Genomic DNA, 17765 nt, shown 5'->3' with positions numbered 1-17765 from the left:
TGGTGAAAATCAATAAAATCTTCTGTGTTATAGCGTTACATGTAAAGTGAATTCTGTCAATAGAAAATCCAAAATCTAAAATCTTGGATTTTCTACTATTGTTATTTTTTTAACAATGGATTAATTTATTTGGTAGATGAGTATTCCATTTTCTTCTCCCTGAACTACAAATTCGAGATTAGGATCTTTATCCATATTGCCTAAACTAAGTACAGAATTACCGTATACTGGGAAATTAGGAAATAATTCAGCATTACTGTCATACAGATACACTTTTTTAGCTTGTATATCAGTAATAGTAATATAAATTTTATTATTGATAAAATAGAGTTTGGGTTCTGTATACACTCCAAAATCGAGTTCAAGAGTTTTGCCTTTTATGGTAAGCTTATTTTCAGAAAAAGTAACCAAGGTTTTATTGGTAGCCACCATTCTATTATCTTCATGTAAACTCAGGTTTTGTTCTACAGCATTACCATCGTTTTGTACTTGAATTAATTTTCCACTTTTGGTGGTAGATGTAAATTTATTCAGGTACTGATACCATTCGTTTTTAGAAAAATCAACTTTTTCTTTTACATTAACTCGTGGTTTACCTAGTCGATCTAGGATCGTTAACTTTCCATTTTTTTCAGAAAGTAAAATATAATCTTTGGTTCCAATTCTAATATGTTTCGGTGGTAAAATAAGATCTGTTTCTGTGTTTTTAAATCTAAATCCAGTTACCGCTTTTGCTTCGGCATCAAACATTTTTATTTCATTACCTTGGGTAATAACAATGCGATAACGTTTGCTTTTGTCATAATCAAATAGGGCAAGTGGTTGTGTAATTGGTTTTTCAAATGTTTTAGGGTACGGTTTTACATCTTTTCCATCACGATCAATTAGGTACATGGTATTAGCAGTACTAAACAATAGTTGATACCTGCCATTTTTGTAAATATCGATTTGTTGAATGTCGCCGAGTATTTCACCATCGATTTGTTTTTTCCAAAAAATAGCACCTTTATCAGAAATTAGATATACATTGTTTTCGATATCCTGTACGGCTACATCCATGCCTTTGGTTCTGTGGTTTTTAACAAGAATAGGTTTGTTTAGAACCTTATTCTCCAAAGTAGTTGATGCTGTTTGTGTTACAGATGTTGCTGCACCTTTAGCTCTGTTTTTTTGTAATATACTATGAATGTGAGCAAAATCATTTTCTTTTATAACCTGTACTATCCCTATTTGATATCCTTTATCTTTAAGTGTTTCCCATTGCGATGAATATTCTTCTTCGGCATTTTTAGAAATATATTCTTTTAAATTTTTGATGTTACCAGCTATTAATATCGAAGATTGATCAGATAAATCCTTTATAATTGCTTTGTAATACTCCTGATCATGGAGTAATGTCTGATTTAGAATATTGGCAATAACATCTCTAAGAGCTTTGGTAGAAGATCCGAAAATGATAAAATCATCTCGAACAAAATAAAACTTGGCTTCAAAATCGTTAACCAAAGGACTAAGGATTTGTGAAAAGGTAGAGGTGCCTTTATAACTATATATCGCTGTATTTCTATAGGTGTCTATTTTATCCCCAGCTAAACTTTCTTGGGCAGTTTCTGGGCTTAGAGAATTTAGAACTAAAATATTTTCTTTTTCCAGAAAAATCATGCCTATTTCAGAAACACCTGATAATATATCGTCAAGATCTCCAGGGATATCTTCTAATTCTCTATCCTGCGCTATAGATAGATTTTTTTTCAATACATCAAAATCATCATACGTATAAGAGATAAACCCTTTTGCGGTAACAGGTGTGACTTTTGAAATCTTATTTTCTTGAGCAATAGTATTATCAAAAATCCCAATAGTACTGGATAATGAATCTTTTTCTATAGCAATGCCATCCAGATACATTGCATCTTGATCTATAGTGGCATCGGCAGATATCCAACCGCTAAAATTTGTCAAGCTTTCCAGATCTGTATTAGGTAGCAATGTATTGTGAATGTTTTGTAGTTTTTTTCCATTGACTAATACAGACAGTGTATTTTCAGTACCGGAAACTTCATATACTTTTTGTAAATCTTTGTCAACAGGAATTGGAGCGGCTTGCATTCGTATTGCATTTTCGATCAATAATTGAGAAGAAGAGGCAATAAGCAGGCTATCCTGTTGGGTAGCAAAAAATGATTCTCCTTTTGATGTAACTTTATAAATAGTATTCTCAGAATAATTTATAGTTTCAATTTGTTTTGTATTAAGCGAATCAGCATTAATTACAGAAGGGTCAAATTTTGAAATATACGTATATTCATAATCATTTTTTCCCAGTGGAGAGAAACATAATATGCTTTCAGTTTGATGAGTTTGATCCAGAATAGATAAGTTTTTGAAGTATTCAAAAAAAGCGATCTGGTTATTGTTTTTGATAAAATTATTATCTCTTAATTTACTGGCAGCACCTTCAAGATCATTGATTTTTATAATAATCTGAGTATCTCTTGGGATGTGATCCAGTAAAGAATTTGATTTTTTCGTTGTATCGTCACAAGAAATAGCAATAAAAATTAAAAGAATTGCAACTATTTTTTTCATTATGCCGATGCGTTTTGTATTCCTGAATTTAGTTGTCAAAATAAAAAAGTTCAATTTCCTGGTTTGCAAAATATAAAGTCTAATGTAATGATCGAAATATAATTTAATATATTTTTTAGAATTTTCTCTTTATTCAGCCTCAAAGATATAACTATTTAAAATCTAGTGTAAGTTGTTCTGGTAATAACCTAAAGCTTTTTCTGTGATATTTGGTAATACCATATTTACGAATGGCATCTCGATGTTCTACTGTTGGGTATCCTTTATTCTTTTTCCAGTTATACATAGGAAACTCTTCATGTATTTTTTCCATAAACTCATCACGATATGTTTTTGCCAATACCGAGGCTGCAGCAATATTTAAATATTTTCCATCTCCCTTAATAACGCAAGTATAGGGTATATTATGATATGGCTTAAATCTGTTTCCGTCTACGATGATATGTTCTGGCTGAGGTTGTAATTGCTCAATTGACCTTTGCATAGCTAAAATAGAAGCATTTAAAATATTGATCTCATCAATCTCTTCCATAAAAACATGTGTAACACCATAGGCCAAAGAAGAGTCTTCTATTATAGGTTTCAGCTGGTTTCTTTTGATTTCGCTAAGTTGTTTAGAATCATTAAGGACCGAATTATTGAAATCATCGGGTAAGATTACCGCAGCTGCTGTGACCGGACCTGCCAGGCATCCTCGTCCTGCCTCATCGGTACCACATTCGAGAATATCTGGATTTAATTTTAATGTAAGCATAACACGAAGATACAGTATGAATAGAATACCTAAAAACTATTTTCACAAATTGAATAAGAAAGTTAATTTAAACAAACAATGAGTATCATTTACTTTCGTTAAAAAAGTATATTTTTGCCACAGTTTAGCATTCTAATGAGAAAAAACATAATATTTATAGTTGCACTTTTATCGGTTTCGATGATTTGGGCACAAAGAGATCAGGAGAGAATAGATGGTACTTCTAATGTAGGAAGAGATGGATCTCAAGAACCTAGAAAATCATTGAGACAACCGAAAACCAAAAAAAAGAAGCCACCAGTTACAGAGTATAAAATCATTACAATAGAAAATGATACGACGTATCTGGATACAACATTAACGATACAAAAGGATTATAAGTTTAATTATCTGCGTAGGGATGATTTTGAACTACTTCCAATTCATAATGTGGGGCAAACGTATAATAGTTTGGCCAAGCGAGAAGAGCGAGATCATATATTACCGCTTATGGGAGCTAGAGCAAGGCATTTCAATTTTATGGAAGTCAAAGATATAGTATACTATCAGGTGCCCACTCCACTTACCGAGTTATATTTTAAAACTACTTTTGAACAGGGACAACAATTAGATGCTTTCTTTACTGTAAATACTTCACCAAGACTTAATCTTTCGATAGCTTATAAAGGTGTGCGATCATTAGGGAAATATCAACATGCCTTAACCAGTACAGGTAATTTTAGGGCTACAGCAAGTTATTTAACCAAAAATGAACGATATAATGTGCGTACACATTTTGTGTCACAAGATTTGCTTAATGAAGAGAATGGAGGATTATCAGAAGAAGGACTAAACCAATATTTAGGCACAGGAGAATTTGTTGGAGAGGGTGACGAATTTGCAGACCGGGGATCAGTATCCGTTAATTTTGAAAATGCCGAAAGCATATTACTAGGAAAGCGATTTTACCTAAATCATCAATTCGCAATATTAAAAAAAACAGATAGTTCTTCTACAGCATTATCGGTTGGACATATCATGGATCTTACAGATAAGAGATTTAAATATGATCAAGCTGCAATTGCTCCCAATGACCTCTTGGGAGCGTCCTATGTAGCTACAAATATTTCGGATAATGTAGCTTTAGAGGACTTTAGTAACCAAGTATTTATAGATTTTACAAATAAATGGTTAGGTAATTTACGTGTACTAGGAGGGAGTTCTAATTATAACTATGGATATAATGCGATTGTAAACCAGGTAAATAGTTCTGGAACTCAAATAAATATAACAAATCGTATTAAAGGAGATGTATATTCTGTTGGAGGAGAGTATAAGAATACGTATAAAGGATTTCAACTATTTGGAGATGGAATGACCATTGTTTCTGGTGATTTCACAGGAAATTATTTCAATGCAGGTGCCGGATATGAACTCAATAAGAAATATGGTATTCAGGCCAAGGTAAGTTCTAGCTCGGTAGCACCAAATTATAATTTTCTACTTTATCAAAGTGATTATGTAAATTATAACTGGCAAAATAATTTTGAGAATATTGAAACTCAAAAAATACAAGTGAATCTTAAAGCAAAAAAAATAGCAGCAATAGAAGCTAGCTATGCTAAGATTAATAATTATACCTATTTCACCAAAAATGCAACTGCTGCTATTGTTCCTTTACAAACTTCAGAGAGTATTGATGTACTAAAGGTAAAGCTTACCCAAGGGCTTAAATATTGGAAACTAGGTCTCGACAATACGGTAATGTACCAAGATGTTGAGGGAGGAGATCAAATATATAACGTACCAGAAATTACGACTAGAAACAGTTTATATTATCATGACCACTGGTTTAAAAAAGCTTTGTACTTGCAAACAGGAGTAACTTTTAAATATTTCACGAGTTATAAGACAGATGCATACGACCCTGTTTTATCAGAGTTCTATGTTCAAAATGTTGAGGAGATAGGAAATTACCCACAGTTTGATATCTTTTTTAATGCCAAAGTACGACAAACAAGAATCTACTTCAAATACGAAAACATAGGAGAAGCTTTTAGGCAAAATAACGAGTTTTCGGCACCGGGATATGCAACACGCGATGCTGTATTGCGTTTCGGTTTGGTTTGGAATTTCTTTTTGTAAAAGAATATCTTTACGGAATAGCATTATGATAAAACAAATGGTTATAAACAAGAACATGCACTTAGTGTCATGCACAATTCCATAAAAATTGAATCTTAAGTTATAAAAAACCTTATTGAGAATGAATTCAGCACAAAAATTAGGATTCTCGGAAAATACCAAACTGTTGATAATACACGCAGATGATGCAGGACTTTCTCATTCCGAAAATAGGGCTACAATTCAATGCTTAGAAAAAGGAATTGTGAACTCATATAGTATTATGGTTCCCTGTCCATGGTTTTATGAAATGGCGGTATTTGCTAAAAACAATCCGCAATTTGATAACGGAATTCATTTAACTCTAACATGCGAATGGGAAAATTACAAATTCGGACCTGTTTTACCGATTTCAGAAGTTCCAAGTTTAGTAGACGATAATGGATATTTTTATAAAAAAAGAGATAACCTTAGAAACAATGCAAAAATAGAAGATGTTGAGAAAGAGCTTGACGCCCAAATAAAAAAAGCACTAAAATTCGGATTGAAACCAACGCATATTGATTCACATATGTATAGTGTTGGAGCTAGTTCAGCATTTTTTCAAGTTTATAGAAATTTAGGTAAAAAATACAATCTTCCAATCATGATAAGCAAACAGCTAATGGAAATGGTTGGACTAATTCCAGAGGAAAATATTCTTGAGCAAGATTTAACAATTGAAAAAGTTCACTACGGAATATATAAATATTTTGAATCTGGAAAGTTGAGTGAGTATTACTCTCAGGTTTTTGAAAATTTAGTATCTGGCTTAAACATTATTTTAATTCATCCTGCATTTGATGATAATGAAATGAAAGGAATTACGGTTAACCATCCTAATTTCGGTTCTGAATGGAGACAAATCGATTTTGATTTTTTTACAAGCGAACAAAACAAGTCAAAACTCAGGGAGAGTAATATTGAATTAATTACTTGGAATGATATAAAAAAACAGAAATAGAAAAGTGCATAACAAAGGTTCCTATGTAAAACCTTTTCTAAAGTTTTAGGTTAGAAATACGATTGCAATTATAAATGCTACATTAATTGGAGTGTTAATCGGGGTTTTGATTTATAGCATTGCTACAAAAAATCGTACCCACTTATAAATAGGTAGTTTTATAAAAGAAGAATACAATAATGTGCGAATTCAATTTAAATATTTTCAACCTTATTATAATAGCATCTGTATTTATAGGAACCACATTTGGACTATTACTTATTTTTACTAAGCGGATAAATAAAAAAGCTAATGTGCTACTTGGCTTGGTTACTTTTATTATTGTTTTTTGGAATATTTGGATATTGAGTTTGGATTTTCAAATCACTACTTATATACCACATTTTTATTTAATACCATTAAACTACTCTTTAGCTCTTGGGCCATTATTATATTTATATGTAAAAAAAATAACCAACTTTAGTTATCGCCTTTCTAAAAAAGACAGTATTCATTTTTTACCATTAGTGATAGAACTCGCGATACATTTTGTGATTAGTCGTGATGCACTTGTTAATAATACTATTGGTATAGAAACGAATACGTACCTTCAATTAATGCCTGTTGTTCAGTTTTTTGCAATTATTTCTATAGTAACCTATTGTTTATATGCTCTAAAAGAAATTAAAGCTTATCATACATGGTTACATAAAAATTACAGCAATAATGACGCATATAGTTTAAGGTGGTTATATAGGTTGATTATCGTATTTGCTGTACTTTGGTTTTTATGGACACCCTATACTATTATTGATTATGTCGTATTTAATTTTCAGTTAAGCATAAGTGATTATTATCCAATTTATGTATTACTGTCTATTATCACTATTTGGATTAGTGCAGAAGCTTTTTTAAGACCAGAAGTGATTTTACTAGAGGCTAATAGAGAAAATAGTATTGATAAAGAAAAACCATCTGAAGAAATCTTCAAAAAAGCATCTTGGTTAAAAGAACAAATGGTAGCTAATCGTTTTTATCTTAACTCAGAATTGACATTAAAGTCTTTGGCAGAAAATCTTAATATGCACCCCAATATTTTGTCTAAAGTAATAAACGATGGTTTGGATAAAAATTTCTCGGATTTTGTAAATGAATATCGTGTAAATGCTATTATCGAAAAATTACATAGTAGTAGTTATGATCACATAACCTTATTAGGTTTGTCTTTTGAGTGTGGTTTTAATTCAAAAACAACTTTTAACAGAGTCTTTAAAAATATTAAGGGCATCACTCCTTTGCATTATAAAAAGTCAATAAAAAATGACTCTCAACAGCGTTAAATGAGTCCCATTCTATAATATGGAGCTTTTGTAAGCCCTGGTAGACCTATGTTTGTTGAATAATTCAATTATCAATCAAATATGAAATCAAATTATTTAGTATTTATTGTTTGCTTCATCGTAGCTTGCAATACTAGTAAAAGTTCAACACCAAAAAAATCTCAAACCAATGAAATTGAGAATCTATTTTTTTCAAAGGTTGACTTTAAAAAAAATAAACCTACACCAAATAACTACGTCAATAGTTTTACACTTAATAAAGATGAGTTTCTGAACATTCATTTTACATTAGATAAACCTCTTATTGAAAGTCTTAAATTATTAGCTCCAAGCTTATCACAAGATCAATTATTAAATAAAGGGAATTTTCAATTTTCATTTTTAGTAGATGGTAAAAAAGTTCATATAGAAAATTTAAACAAAGGTGCAGGAACTGTGGATTCTAAAACAACCAAACTTGAATATATGGTTCCATTAATGTATCCCAAACAGATTGATTTTTGGGGTTGGTTTATGTGGCTAAAGTTTATGAAGTTAAGTGGAGGGCAAGATGTTTTTGCAGAAGGCAACCATTCATTAACTATTGAAGTAAGACCTTATTTAAAAGAAGAAGCGCTAAAAGTAGGTGAGATTTTAGCTAAAGGGAATATAACGATCGAAGTGGCCAAAATTCCTATAGATGAAAGTCTAATACCAGTTCAGGAAATACAGCCCGATAGTGGTTGGCAATTATCTAAAGATAATTTTGATCGTCACAAAATAGAAGTGCTAAATAGAAAAATAGCTGAAAAAAGATTCGAAAACATTAATGGAATTGTCGTTATAAAAGAAAATAAGCTTTTAATAGAAGAATATTTTAATGGTGAAAACAGAAATAGTTTACACAACCCAAGATCTGTAGGAAAATCATTTGCATCTACAATGTTGGGGATTGCTATTAAAGAAAACCATATCAATAGTGAAAATGCATTTTTAAAAGATTTTTACAAATTAAAATCCTTTAAAAATTATAGCAGTAAGAAAGATTCTGTAACATTAAAATCTCTTCTAACTATGAGTTCGGGATTTCTAGGTGATGATAGTGATTATAATAGCCCAGGAAATGAAGAAAATATGTATCCAGCAGATAACTGGGTTAAGTTTTCACTTGATTTACCAATGCGGAAAGATAAAACAATAGGAAAAGACTTCACATATTTTACTGCCGGAGTCGTGATCTTAGGAGATGTCATTCATAAATCTGTTCCTGAAGGATTAATTTCTTATGCAGATAAAAAATTATTTGCACCACTTAATATTACCAATTATAAATGGCAATACACACCACAAAAAGTAGGTAATACTGCTGGCGGAATACAGTTAAGAGCCATCGACTTTGCTAAGTATGGGCAATTATATAAAAACAAAGGAAAATGGAATGGCAAACAAATTATAGCAGAAAAATGGGTAGAGAAAAGTGTATCAAAACAAGTGTCACAAACCTATGCTGGTATAAAAGATGGCTACTACGGCTACCTTTTCTGGAATAAAATATATACTGTTAATGGCAGAGATTACCCAGTTTCTTTTTGTAGTGGTAGAGGCGGAAATAAGATTTTTATCTTTAAAAATATTCCTTTTGTTGTTGTTATTACTTCTTCTGCATATAACAATCCAAATGCCCATGCTAATGCAGACAAAATGATGAAGGAATATATATTACCTGCAATAATAGAGAGAAAATAAGGCCAATAACCAAAAATGTATAAAAACGTAGGACGGTTTAAGATAGTTTGAAAAACTTTGACTGATTTACTAAGTCGCAAATCTTAAATTTGACATTTACAAAAAAACGATAAAAGCAAAATATTTATATTTGACTTAGTACAACTCTAATCGTATCGTTATGAACTTCAAATTTATAAATATAATCGCTTTCCTTGTATTAGTACTAGCTTGCAATACGCAAAAAAGTGAAACAGATACCCAAAATGAGAAAGCAACGTTATCTCAAAATGAGACAGAACATGTGATTAATAAATGGTTAGAATTGTGGAAGACTTATGATTTAAACCTGCTAGATGATATTTTTATTCAAACCGAAGATCTAACCTATTTTTCATCAGAAAAGGAAGGCTTGATGATAGGATACAAACATCTCAAGCCACATCACTCGGGTTTTGGTTTTGTAGAAGGAGGGAAACAACCTAAAAAATCACTCTGGTTAGAAGATATCACGACAAAAATTTATGGAGAAACTGCAATGGTGGCTGCCGTATGGTATTTTGGAGATAGAAATACAGTAAAAGATAGTGTTTCAAAAGGACCCGTTACATTCATTCTTAGGAATGATAAACAAGGTAATGCGAAAATAATACACACTCATTTTGCAAATTATTAAATAGTGGTTGTTGTCTGGATTTAATGGTGAAATAATATATTTTCGCGCATAGCTTTTTTGTCGATTTTCAGAAAGTAGATAACAGTGTGTAATCAGAGATAATTTACAGCATTTTGTAGTATATGAATTTAGGAATCACCTTCTTTTTAACCACAGGAATTGTTATCAATGCAATTATACTTTTGTTATTGATAAAATCTAAGACCAAAGAATCACCGCAACGATTACTTCTTTTGTTTTTTTCGATAACCCTATTTTACATTATTCATGGATATGCACAAATTCATAAATTAAAATCCCTATTTCTCACCACTTTTGTGTTTAATGAAATTATTGAATTTTTTACCGGACCCTTAATATTTGTTTATATCAAGTCCCTATTTGAGGGAAAGACAAAACTAATAAGGAAATACTATATTCATTTTGTTCCCACTTTGCTCTATTTGCTATGTGTGTCCATTCCTTTTTTGATCTCAATCATTAAGAAAGAGTTTGTTTTTAACTATTTAAAAACTATCAATGATCATGGTGATTTGTTTGGCGTTTTATTGATGATGTATTTTATTTTTTACACCTTATATTCATTAAAATTATTTAACACCTACAAAAGTGCAATGAAACTCAATTTTTCAAACATTTCTGAAAATGATTTTGGTTGGGTGAAACGAATGCTAATTGGTGTGCTCGTGATTTCATGCCTGGATGTGATATTTACTTTGTATGAAGTCAACGTCAAAGAGCTAAATTTTGAAACTTCGTATTTGACATTAGTTTCAGTAATTATATTAATAGCATATTTAGGATATTATGGAGTTAAACAGTCAAAAATCCTACTCCCTGATTTTTTGATCAATACACCAGAGGAAAAAGATAAAGAAGGTAAAAAAAACGAATATTTGTCTGGTATAAGCGATGAAGAATTGAATAATCTGAAATTGTCATTAGAGCATGTAATGTCTGTTGGAGAAAAATATTTAGACGAAGATCTTACTTTAAGCAGATTGGCAAGTACAATTTCAATTTCTGATAAAAAGCTCTCAGCATTTTTAAATCAATATTTAAAGACTACATTTTATGACTATGTGAATAAATATCGCGTAGCCTCTGTCAAGAAAAAAATGAAATCATCAGAGTATAGTAATATTACACTTCTGGGTATTGCATACGAATCTGGTTTTAAATCCAAAACCAGTTTTAATAGAATATTTAAAAAAGAAACCGGTTTATCTCCATCCCAATTCAAATCTTCACTCCAAAAAACATTATAAAAATAGGTGCCAACAGAAGCGTTGGAGCGTTTGGGTCGTAGTTTTCATATTTATTTGTGTCAAATCTCAACAGAATAATTATTCGATAGGGTGATATGTAATGTTTGAGTAGTGTGTAATTTCAAAATGAATATATCAATCAAAAAAAACAATAATTATGAAATCGTATTTTACTTTTATTTTAATTACTTTTTTAAGTGTCCAGAGTTGTACATCTCAAGACGGAAAATTTACAGGTTATGCTACTGCAGTAGTTAATGAGGATGAGGTCTTAGAAATAGAAGCATTTGGATTAGCCGATAAAGAAAAAAAGAAGAACTATTCAAAAAATACAATTCAACCAATAGGATCGGTGAGTAAAACAGTTATTGGAGTTTCCTTAATGATCGCCAAAGAGAAAGGACTAATTGATTTGGATAAAGATATTAATGAATATCTGGACTTTAAAATTGTTAATCCGCATATCGATGATTCAAACATCATTACATTACGACATCTGGCAACGCATACCTCTGGAATTATGGATAATGAGAAAATATACGAATCAGCATATGCTTATGAACTTTCTCCAAAAATATCTTTAAGAGCATACTTATATGAGCATCTTAATCATAATAGGAAGAGCGTAAAGAAAAGTTTTTTGAAAAAAAAAGCAGGAGTGCAATATGAATATTCGAATATTGGAGCAGCATTAGCGGCTTATATAATTGAAAAAATTAGTGCGAAACCTTTTAATGAATTTACTAAAGAAAATATATTCACACCATTAAAGATGAATAATACAGGTTGGTTTTATGAGAATATAAATAGTGCACAACATAGTATATTATATGATGAAAAAGATCAAGTTATACAACCTTATTCTTGTGTGACATATCCCGATGGAAGCTTAAAAACTAACATACAAGATATATCTCTTTACTTAATTGAACTCATAAAAGGATATAATGGAAATAGTACATTACTTACTAAAAAATCGTGGAGTGAGTTATATGCTAAGAATTTTAATGAAAATAACGAGGTTCAGAATATTAACCCGAGAGAACCTAATACCGGGCTTTTTATGGCTTACTTTAAATCTGGGAAAATAGGTCATACAGGTTCAGATTTAGGAGCATCTGCTTTTATGATGTTCAATCCCAAAACAAACGTAGGACAAATCCTGATGGCAAATGAAGATCTAAGCTCTGATAATTTAGAAAGATTTAAGAAAATTTGGAATAAACTAAGCAAATAAACAGAGCTACATTTTTATCTGTTTAATTATCTTAGTGCCAATGAAAAATTAGAAGTATTCTTTATATGGTATAAAGCCTTCGTGTATGATTTAATGCTCATAAAAAAACAAGTTAAATTTAAATCCCTGAGACTTATAATGCAAGACATTCCTGTAAGAAAAGGTAATGCAAACTCAAATGAATCTATTTTTGCAATTAAGAATGTTAAGAAGATGTTGAGTGGAAAATCTATGACCCAAAGTCTTCATAGGCATGATTTTTTCTTCTTACTTGCACTAGAGCAGGGAACTGGTTTTCATGAAATAGATTTTGTTCCTTACAATGTTTGCGCTCGCACCATATTTTTTATTCGCCCTGGTCAGGTACATCAACTTACACTAAATGAAAAATGTACAGGGTATTTACTTAATTTTAATGCCAATTCTTACGTAGCTCATGATAAGGTGAAGGCAGAATTGTTAAGGAAAATAAGTGGTGTAAACTTTTATCAACTTGATATCGATGATTTTAAAAAATCACTATCCATTTTAGATGCTATCTTTCAGGAATTTACAAATAAGGATGATGGATACCGGGAAGTAATTAATGCAAACTTAAGTATATTACTTACCGAACTTAGTCGAAATATTGGAACAGACCATAAAGGTGGTGGTACACCATATTCACAAGAACGACTTGAAGAATTTTTAGAACTTTTAGAAACACATAGTATTACCTGTAAACGTGCCGCTCAATATGCAGAAATGATGAACCTTTCTTTGTATCAGCTTAATGCAGTTACTAAATCTACAGTAGGTAAAACATGTTCCGAATTAATTAATGAATACATGATTTTGGAAGCCAAAAGATATCTTTTGACTACTTCTAACCAAATAAGTAGTATCGCCTATGATTTAGGATATGATGATACATCCTACTTCATCAGGTTTTTTAAAAAACATATGAAATGCTCACCCAAGGTGTTTAGACATAAGTTTTTTTAGATAAATCCTAGTAAACTACAATTTTGTCCTGCTCCAGTAACTCATGTGAGCACTAATTTTGAACCCATAAATAGTACTCCTATTTATTATCTACTCCTTAATTGTCTAAATGAATCAAAAAGCAAATTTAAAATGAATTGGATATTGAAAACAATAATTATTGGTATTGGTGCTACATTTACAATGGATGTTTGGTCATATATATTAAGTATGTTTAAAATAAAATCACTAGACTATAGTCTTCTTGGTCGTTGGATAGGCTATATGTCCAAAGGAAAATTCTTTCATAATAAAATTTTTAATTCACCATCATTAAAAAATGAACTGATAATAGGTTGGTTATCGCATTATATAATAGGTATATCATTTGCGTTTTTATTGGTATTTGTTTGTGAAAAAGATTGGTTAACTAATCCAACTCTTCAGCCAGCCATTGTAATAGGTCTTGTTACTATCGTCGCTCCTTTTTTTATTATGCAGCCTGCATTTGGATTTGGAGTGGCATTATCAGATATGCCAAATCCAACTATAGGCAGGATAAAAAGCTTGCTTACACATACCATTTTCGGAATTGGATTATACTTAAGCGCAATTCTATTAAATAAAATATCGACTATATAATCCTTTGTTCGTATTTAAAATGAACAATTAAATACTATAGTAGTATACTTCTCTGGGGAGAAAAAACATTTCTATGTTTAGATTGAGATACCTATATCTGGAGTTGTAGTACCATCTATAATTTTATTGATAATGTAAAAGGTGTAATATCAAGATATTAAGGAAAAGTTTTAAAATAGTTAAGAAAAGGTGTTGTTAGAAATAAAAAGGTTTTTATATTTGCACCCGCAAAACGGAATATTGTTTTGGGAGTTCATTGAGATTTATTTTTTTGATTTTCAGGTTAAGAGAAAGTTTTAAAAACTTTATCAAAAAAGTCTTGTCAGAATAAAAAAGGGTTGTATGTTTGCGCCCTGCAAAAATGGGATATGTTTTTGCGAGTTCATTGAGATTTAGTTTGATTTTTTCTTAGAATTTTTTTTTAAAATAAATCAAAAAAAACTTTGTAGAAATAAAAAGGGTTGTATATTTGCACCCGCTTAGAGAAACAAAGCATAGTTCATAAAAATAGTAGTATTGGTTTAGGGTGTTTTTTGTAAACATTTATAGGGTTCGATTCCTTATTTACGATCTATAATTAATAGCGATGAAGATTGCTTTATTAGTTAAAAAAGTTCATAGACATATTGATTGACAGCGCGTATTAAACTATTAATAGTTTATACAAAGAATAAAGACTAGAGACATTATTGAGATACGATTATAATTCCGTTGTATTGTTTTGAATAATATTTAAAGACAAACGATGAAGAGTTTGATCCTGGCTCAGGATGAACGCTAGCGGCAGGCTTAACACATGCAAGTCGAGGGGTAACAGGAGTGCTTGCACTCGCTGACGACCGGCGCACGGGTGCGTAACGCGTATAGAATCTACCTTATAGTAAGGGATAGCCCAGAGAAATTTGGATTAATACCTTATAGTATCTTAAGTGAGCATTCACTAAGGATTAAAGATTTATTGCTATAAGATGACTATGCGTTCTATTAGCTAGTTGGTATGGTAACGGCATACCAAGGCTACGATAGATAGGGGTCCTGAGAGGGAGATCCCCCACACTGGTACTGAGACACGGACCAGACTCCTACGGGAGGCAGCAGTGAGGAATATTGGACAATGGAGGCAACTCTGATCCAGCCATGCCGCGTGTAGGAAGACTGCCCTATGGGTTGTAAACTACTTTTATAGAGGAAGAAACCATCTCACGTGTGAGATGCTGACGGTACTCTACGAATAAGGATCGGCTAACTCCGTGCCAGCAGCCGCGGTAATACGGAGGATCCAAGCGTTATCCGGAATCATTGGGTTTAAAGGGTCCGTAGGCGGGTTTGTAAGTCAGTGGTGAAAGTTTTCGGCTCAACCGGAAAATTGCCATTGATACTGCAAGTCTTGAATTATTGTGAAGTGGTTAGAATGTGTAGTGTAGCGGTGAAATGCATAGATATTACACAGAATACCGATTGCGAAGGCAGATCACTAACAATTAATTGACGCTAAGGGACGAAAGCGTGGGTAGCGAACAGGATTAGATACCCTGGTAGTCCACGCCGTAAACGATGGTTACTAGCTGTTCGGACTTCGGTCTGAGTGGCTAAGCGAAAGTGATAAGTAACCCACCTGGGGAGTACGTTCGCAAGAATGAAACTCAAAGGAATTGACGGGGGCCCGCACAAGCGGTGGAGCATGTGGTTTAATTCGATGATACGCGAGGAACCTTACCAGGGCTTAAATGTAGATTGACAGGTTTAGAGATAGACTTTTCTTCGGACAATTTACAAGGTGCTGCATGGTTGTCGTCAGCTCGTGCCGTGAGGTGTCAGGTTAAGTCCTATAACGAGCGCAACCCCTGTTGTTAGTTGCCAGCGAGTGATGTCGGGAACTCTAGCAAGACTGCCGGTGCAAACCGCGAGGAAGGTGGGGATGACGTCAAATCATCACGGCCCTTACGTCCTGGGCCACACACGTGCTACAATGGTAGGTACAGAGAGCAGCCACTGGGTGACCAGGAGCGAATCTATAAAGCCTATCACAGTTCGGATCGGAGTCTGCAACTCGACTCCGTGAAGCTGGAATCGCTAGTAATCGGATATCAGCCATGATCCGGTGAATACGTTCCCGGGCCTTGTACACACCGCCCGTCAAGCCATGGAAGCTGGGAGTACCTGAAGTCCGTCACCGTAAGGAGCGGCCTAGGGTAAAACTGGTAACTGGGGCTAAGTCGTAACAAGGTAGCCGTACCGGAAGGTGCGGCTGGAACACCTCCTTTCTAGAGATTTCCTATTTAATAGGAGACCAGAAATGATACGATGGAATGTATCTTGGTTGTTTTTAGTCTTTATGCTGTTAATTAATTATTTAGTATTGAGTACAGAGTATTAGGTATTAGGTAAGATTTTTAGATTTTGATCTAATTCTGATTACTGATTACTCACTACTAAAAGACAGTCTCATAGCTCAGCTGGTTAGAGCGCTACACTGATAATGTAGAGGTCGGCAGTTCGAGTCTGCCTGAGACTACGAAATTTAAAATGTAAAAGTTTAAATTTAAAATGTAAAAGTTAATTTTTGTTTACTTTTCAGTTTATTATTTTTCGGTTTTACATTTTACATTTGATAAGTTCATAATATATTGAAAAAGGAAATTCTAGAAGATAGAGTTTAAGTCACATTATTCGTAATTCTAAATTCGACATTCTGAATTTCAAATAATGGGGGATTAGCTCAGCTGGCTAGAGCGCCTGCCTTGCACGCAGGAGGTCATCGGTTCGACTCCGATATTCTCCACGATTCTTTAGATATAAGGATTGATAGATTATAAAGCACAGGATTCATGATATGAAAAAGTCTTTATACTCATTGATTTTATATTAATGATAAGAAAAACGTTCATTGACATATTGATTTAAAAATACGAGCATTAATTGTTTACAATTAATGATAATAAAAGAGGTTGATACTAATTTAGTTACTTTATTAGTATCGACAAAAACTAAAAGAGCAAGTTAAAGCAAGACGCATAAGCTAATTAAGGGCGTATGGGGAATGCCTAGGCTCTCAGAGGCGAAGAAGGACGTGATAAGCTGCGAAAAGCTACGGGGAGGGGCACATACCTATTGATCCGTAGATATCCGAATGGGGCAACCCACTATATTGAAGATATAGTATCCAGCAATGGAGGCGAACCCGGAGAACTGAAACATCTAAGTACCCGGAGGAGAAGAAAACAAAAGTGATTCCGTTAGTAGTGGCGAGCGAACGCGGATTAGCCCAAACCATAATTGTTACGGCAGTTGTGGGGTTGTAGGACTACGATATAAGAGATGTGATGAATTAGAATCCTTTGGAAAGAGGAGCCATAGACAGTGATAGCCTGGTATAAGTAAAGAGCATTAATTTAGTAGTATCCTGAGTAGTGCGGGACACGTGTAATCCTGTATGAATCTGGCGGGACCATCCGTTAAGGCTAAATACTCCTGAGAGACCGATAGTGAACCAGTACCGTGAGGGAA

The 17765-nt window shown here is 32.7% G+C and carries 11 protein-coding genes, 2 tRNA genes and 2 rRNA genes (1 of these 15 only partly in view); 13 read left to right on the top strand and 2 right to left on the bottom strand.

Annotated elements, in window-relative coordinates; genetic code table 11:
- Positions 1 to 120: 120 nt before the first annotated feature.
- Entirely contained in the window at positions 121 to 2589 is a 2469-nt protein-coding gene (locus tag ATE84_RS23715; protein WP_101450273.1) for a hypothetical protein, read from the bottom strand.
- Positions 2590 to 2740: 151 nt separating this feature from the next.
- Positions 2741 to 3343 carry a ribonuclease HII gene (locus ATE84_RS23710; protein ID WP_101450272.1) on the bottom strand — a complete coding sequence of 201 codons (603 nt, stop codon included), beginning with the start codon at positions 3341 to 3343 and terminating at the stop codon, positions 2741 to 2743.
- A gap of 135 nt (positions 3344 to 3478) precedes the next feature.
- On the opposite strand from ATE84_RS23710, the gene ATE84_RS23705 reads away from it, so the two are divergent.
- From ATE84_RS23705 to ATE84_RS23645, 13 genes are all read left to right on the top strand, one after another.
- Positions 3479 to 5467: a putative porin gene (locus tag ATE84_RS23705; protein WP_101450271.1), complete on the top strand. Its 1989-nt coding sequence runs from the start codon at positions 3479 to 3481 to the stop codon at positions 5465 to 5467.
- Between the two features lie 121 nt (positions 5468 to 5588).
- Entirely contained in the window at positions 5589 to 6449 is an 861-nt protein-coding gene (locus tag ATE84_RS23700) for a polysaccharide deacetylase family protein (RefSeq protein ID WP_101450270.1), read from the top strand.
- A 179-nt stretch (positions 6450 to 6628) separates the two neighbouring features.
- Positions 6629 to 7768 (top strand): AraC family transcriptional regulator, encoded by a 1140-nt coding sequence (locus ATE84_RS23695; RefSeq protein ID WP_101450269.1) that lies wholly within the window; start codon positions 6629 to 6631, stop codon positions 7766 to 7768.
- 81 nt (positions 7769 to 7849) lie between these two features.
- Positions 7850 to 9493: a serine hydrolase gene (locus tag ATE84_RS23690; RefSeq protein ID WP_101450268.1), complete on the top strand. Its 1644-nt coding sequence runs from the start codon at positions 7850 to 7852 to the stop codon at positions 9491 to 9493.
- A 160-nt stretch (positions 9494 to 9653) separates the two neighbouring features.
- On the top strand, positions 9654 to 10148 hold the full coding sequence (locus ATE84_RS23685; protein ID WP_101450267.1) for a hypothetical protein: 495 nt from the start codon (positions 9654 to 9656) through the stop codon (positions 10146 to 10148).
- Positions 10149 to 10762: 614 nt separating this feature from the next.
- A complete protein-coding gene (locus tag ATE84_RS26380) occupies positions 10763 to 11416 on the top strand; it encodes an AraC family transcriptional regulator (protein WP_158237324.1) in 654 nt (217 codons plus the stop codon).
- A 157-nt stretch (positions 11417 to 11573) separates the two neighbouring features.
- Positions 11574 to 12653 (top strand): serine hydrolase, encoded by a 1080-nt coding sequence (locus ATE84_RS23675; RefSeq protein ID WP_101450265.1) that lies wholly within the window; start codon positions 11574 to 11576, stop codon positions 12651 to 12653.
- 138 nt (positions 12654 to 12791) lie between these two features.
- On the top strand, positions 12792 to 13637 hold the full coding sequence (locus ATE84_RS23670) for an AraC family transcriptional regulator (protein WP_101450264.1): 846 nt from the start codon (positions 12792 to 12794) through the stop codon (positions 13635 to 13637).
- Positions 13638 to 13769: 132 nt separating this feature from the next.
- Entirely contained in the window at positions 13770 to 14258 is a 489-nt protein-coding gene (locus ATE84_RS23665) for a DUF2938 domain-containing protein (protein WP_101450263.1), read from the top strand.
- A gap of 742 nt (positions 14259 to 15000) precedes the next feature.
- Positions 15001 to 16522 (top strand): 16S ribosomal RNA (locus ATE84_RS23660).
- Between the two features lie 177 nt (positions 16523 to 16699).
- Positions 16700 to 16773, top strand: a tRNA-Ile gene (locus ATE84_RS23655).
- 193 nt (positions 16774 to 16966) lie between these two features.
- Positions 16967 to 17040: transfer RNA gene (locus ATE84_RS23650), tRNA-Ala, on the top strand.
- A gap of 230 nt (positions 17041 to 17270) precedes the next feature.
- Positions 17271 to 17765 (top strand): 23S ribosomal RNA (locus ATE84_RS23645); it runs 2325 nt beyond the window's last position.
- Together the 16S and 23S rRNA genes with 2 tRNA genes alongside form the textbook arrangement of a ribosomal RNA operon.

Source organism: Aquimarina sp. MAR_2010_214 (assembly GCF_002846555.1).
In the GTDB taxonomy this organism is placed as follows: Bacteria; Bacteroidota; Bacteroidia; order Flavobacteriales; family Flavobacteriaceae; genus Aquimarina.
This window is presented reverse-complemented; position numbering and strand designations above follow the sequence as displayed.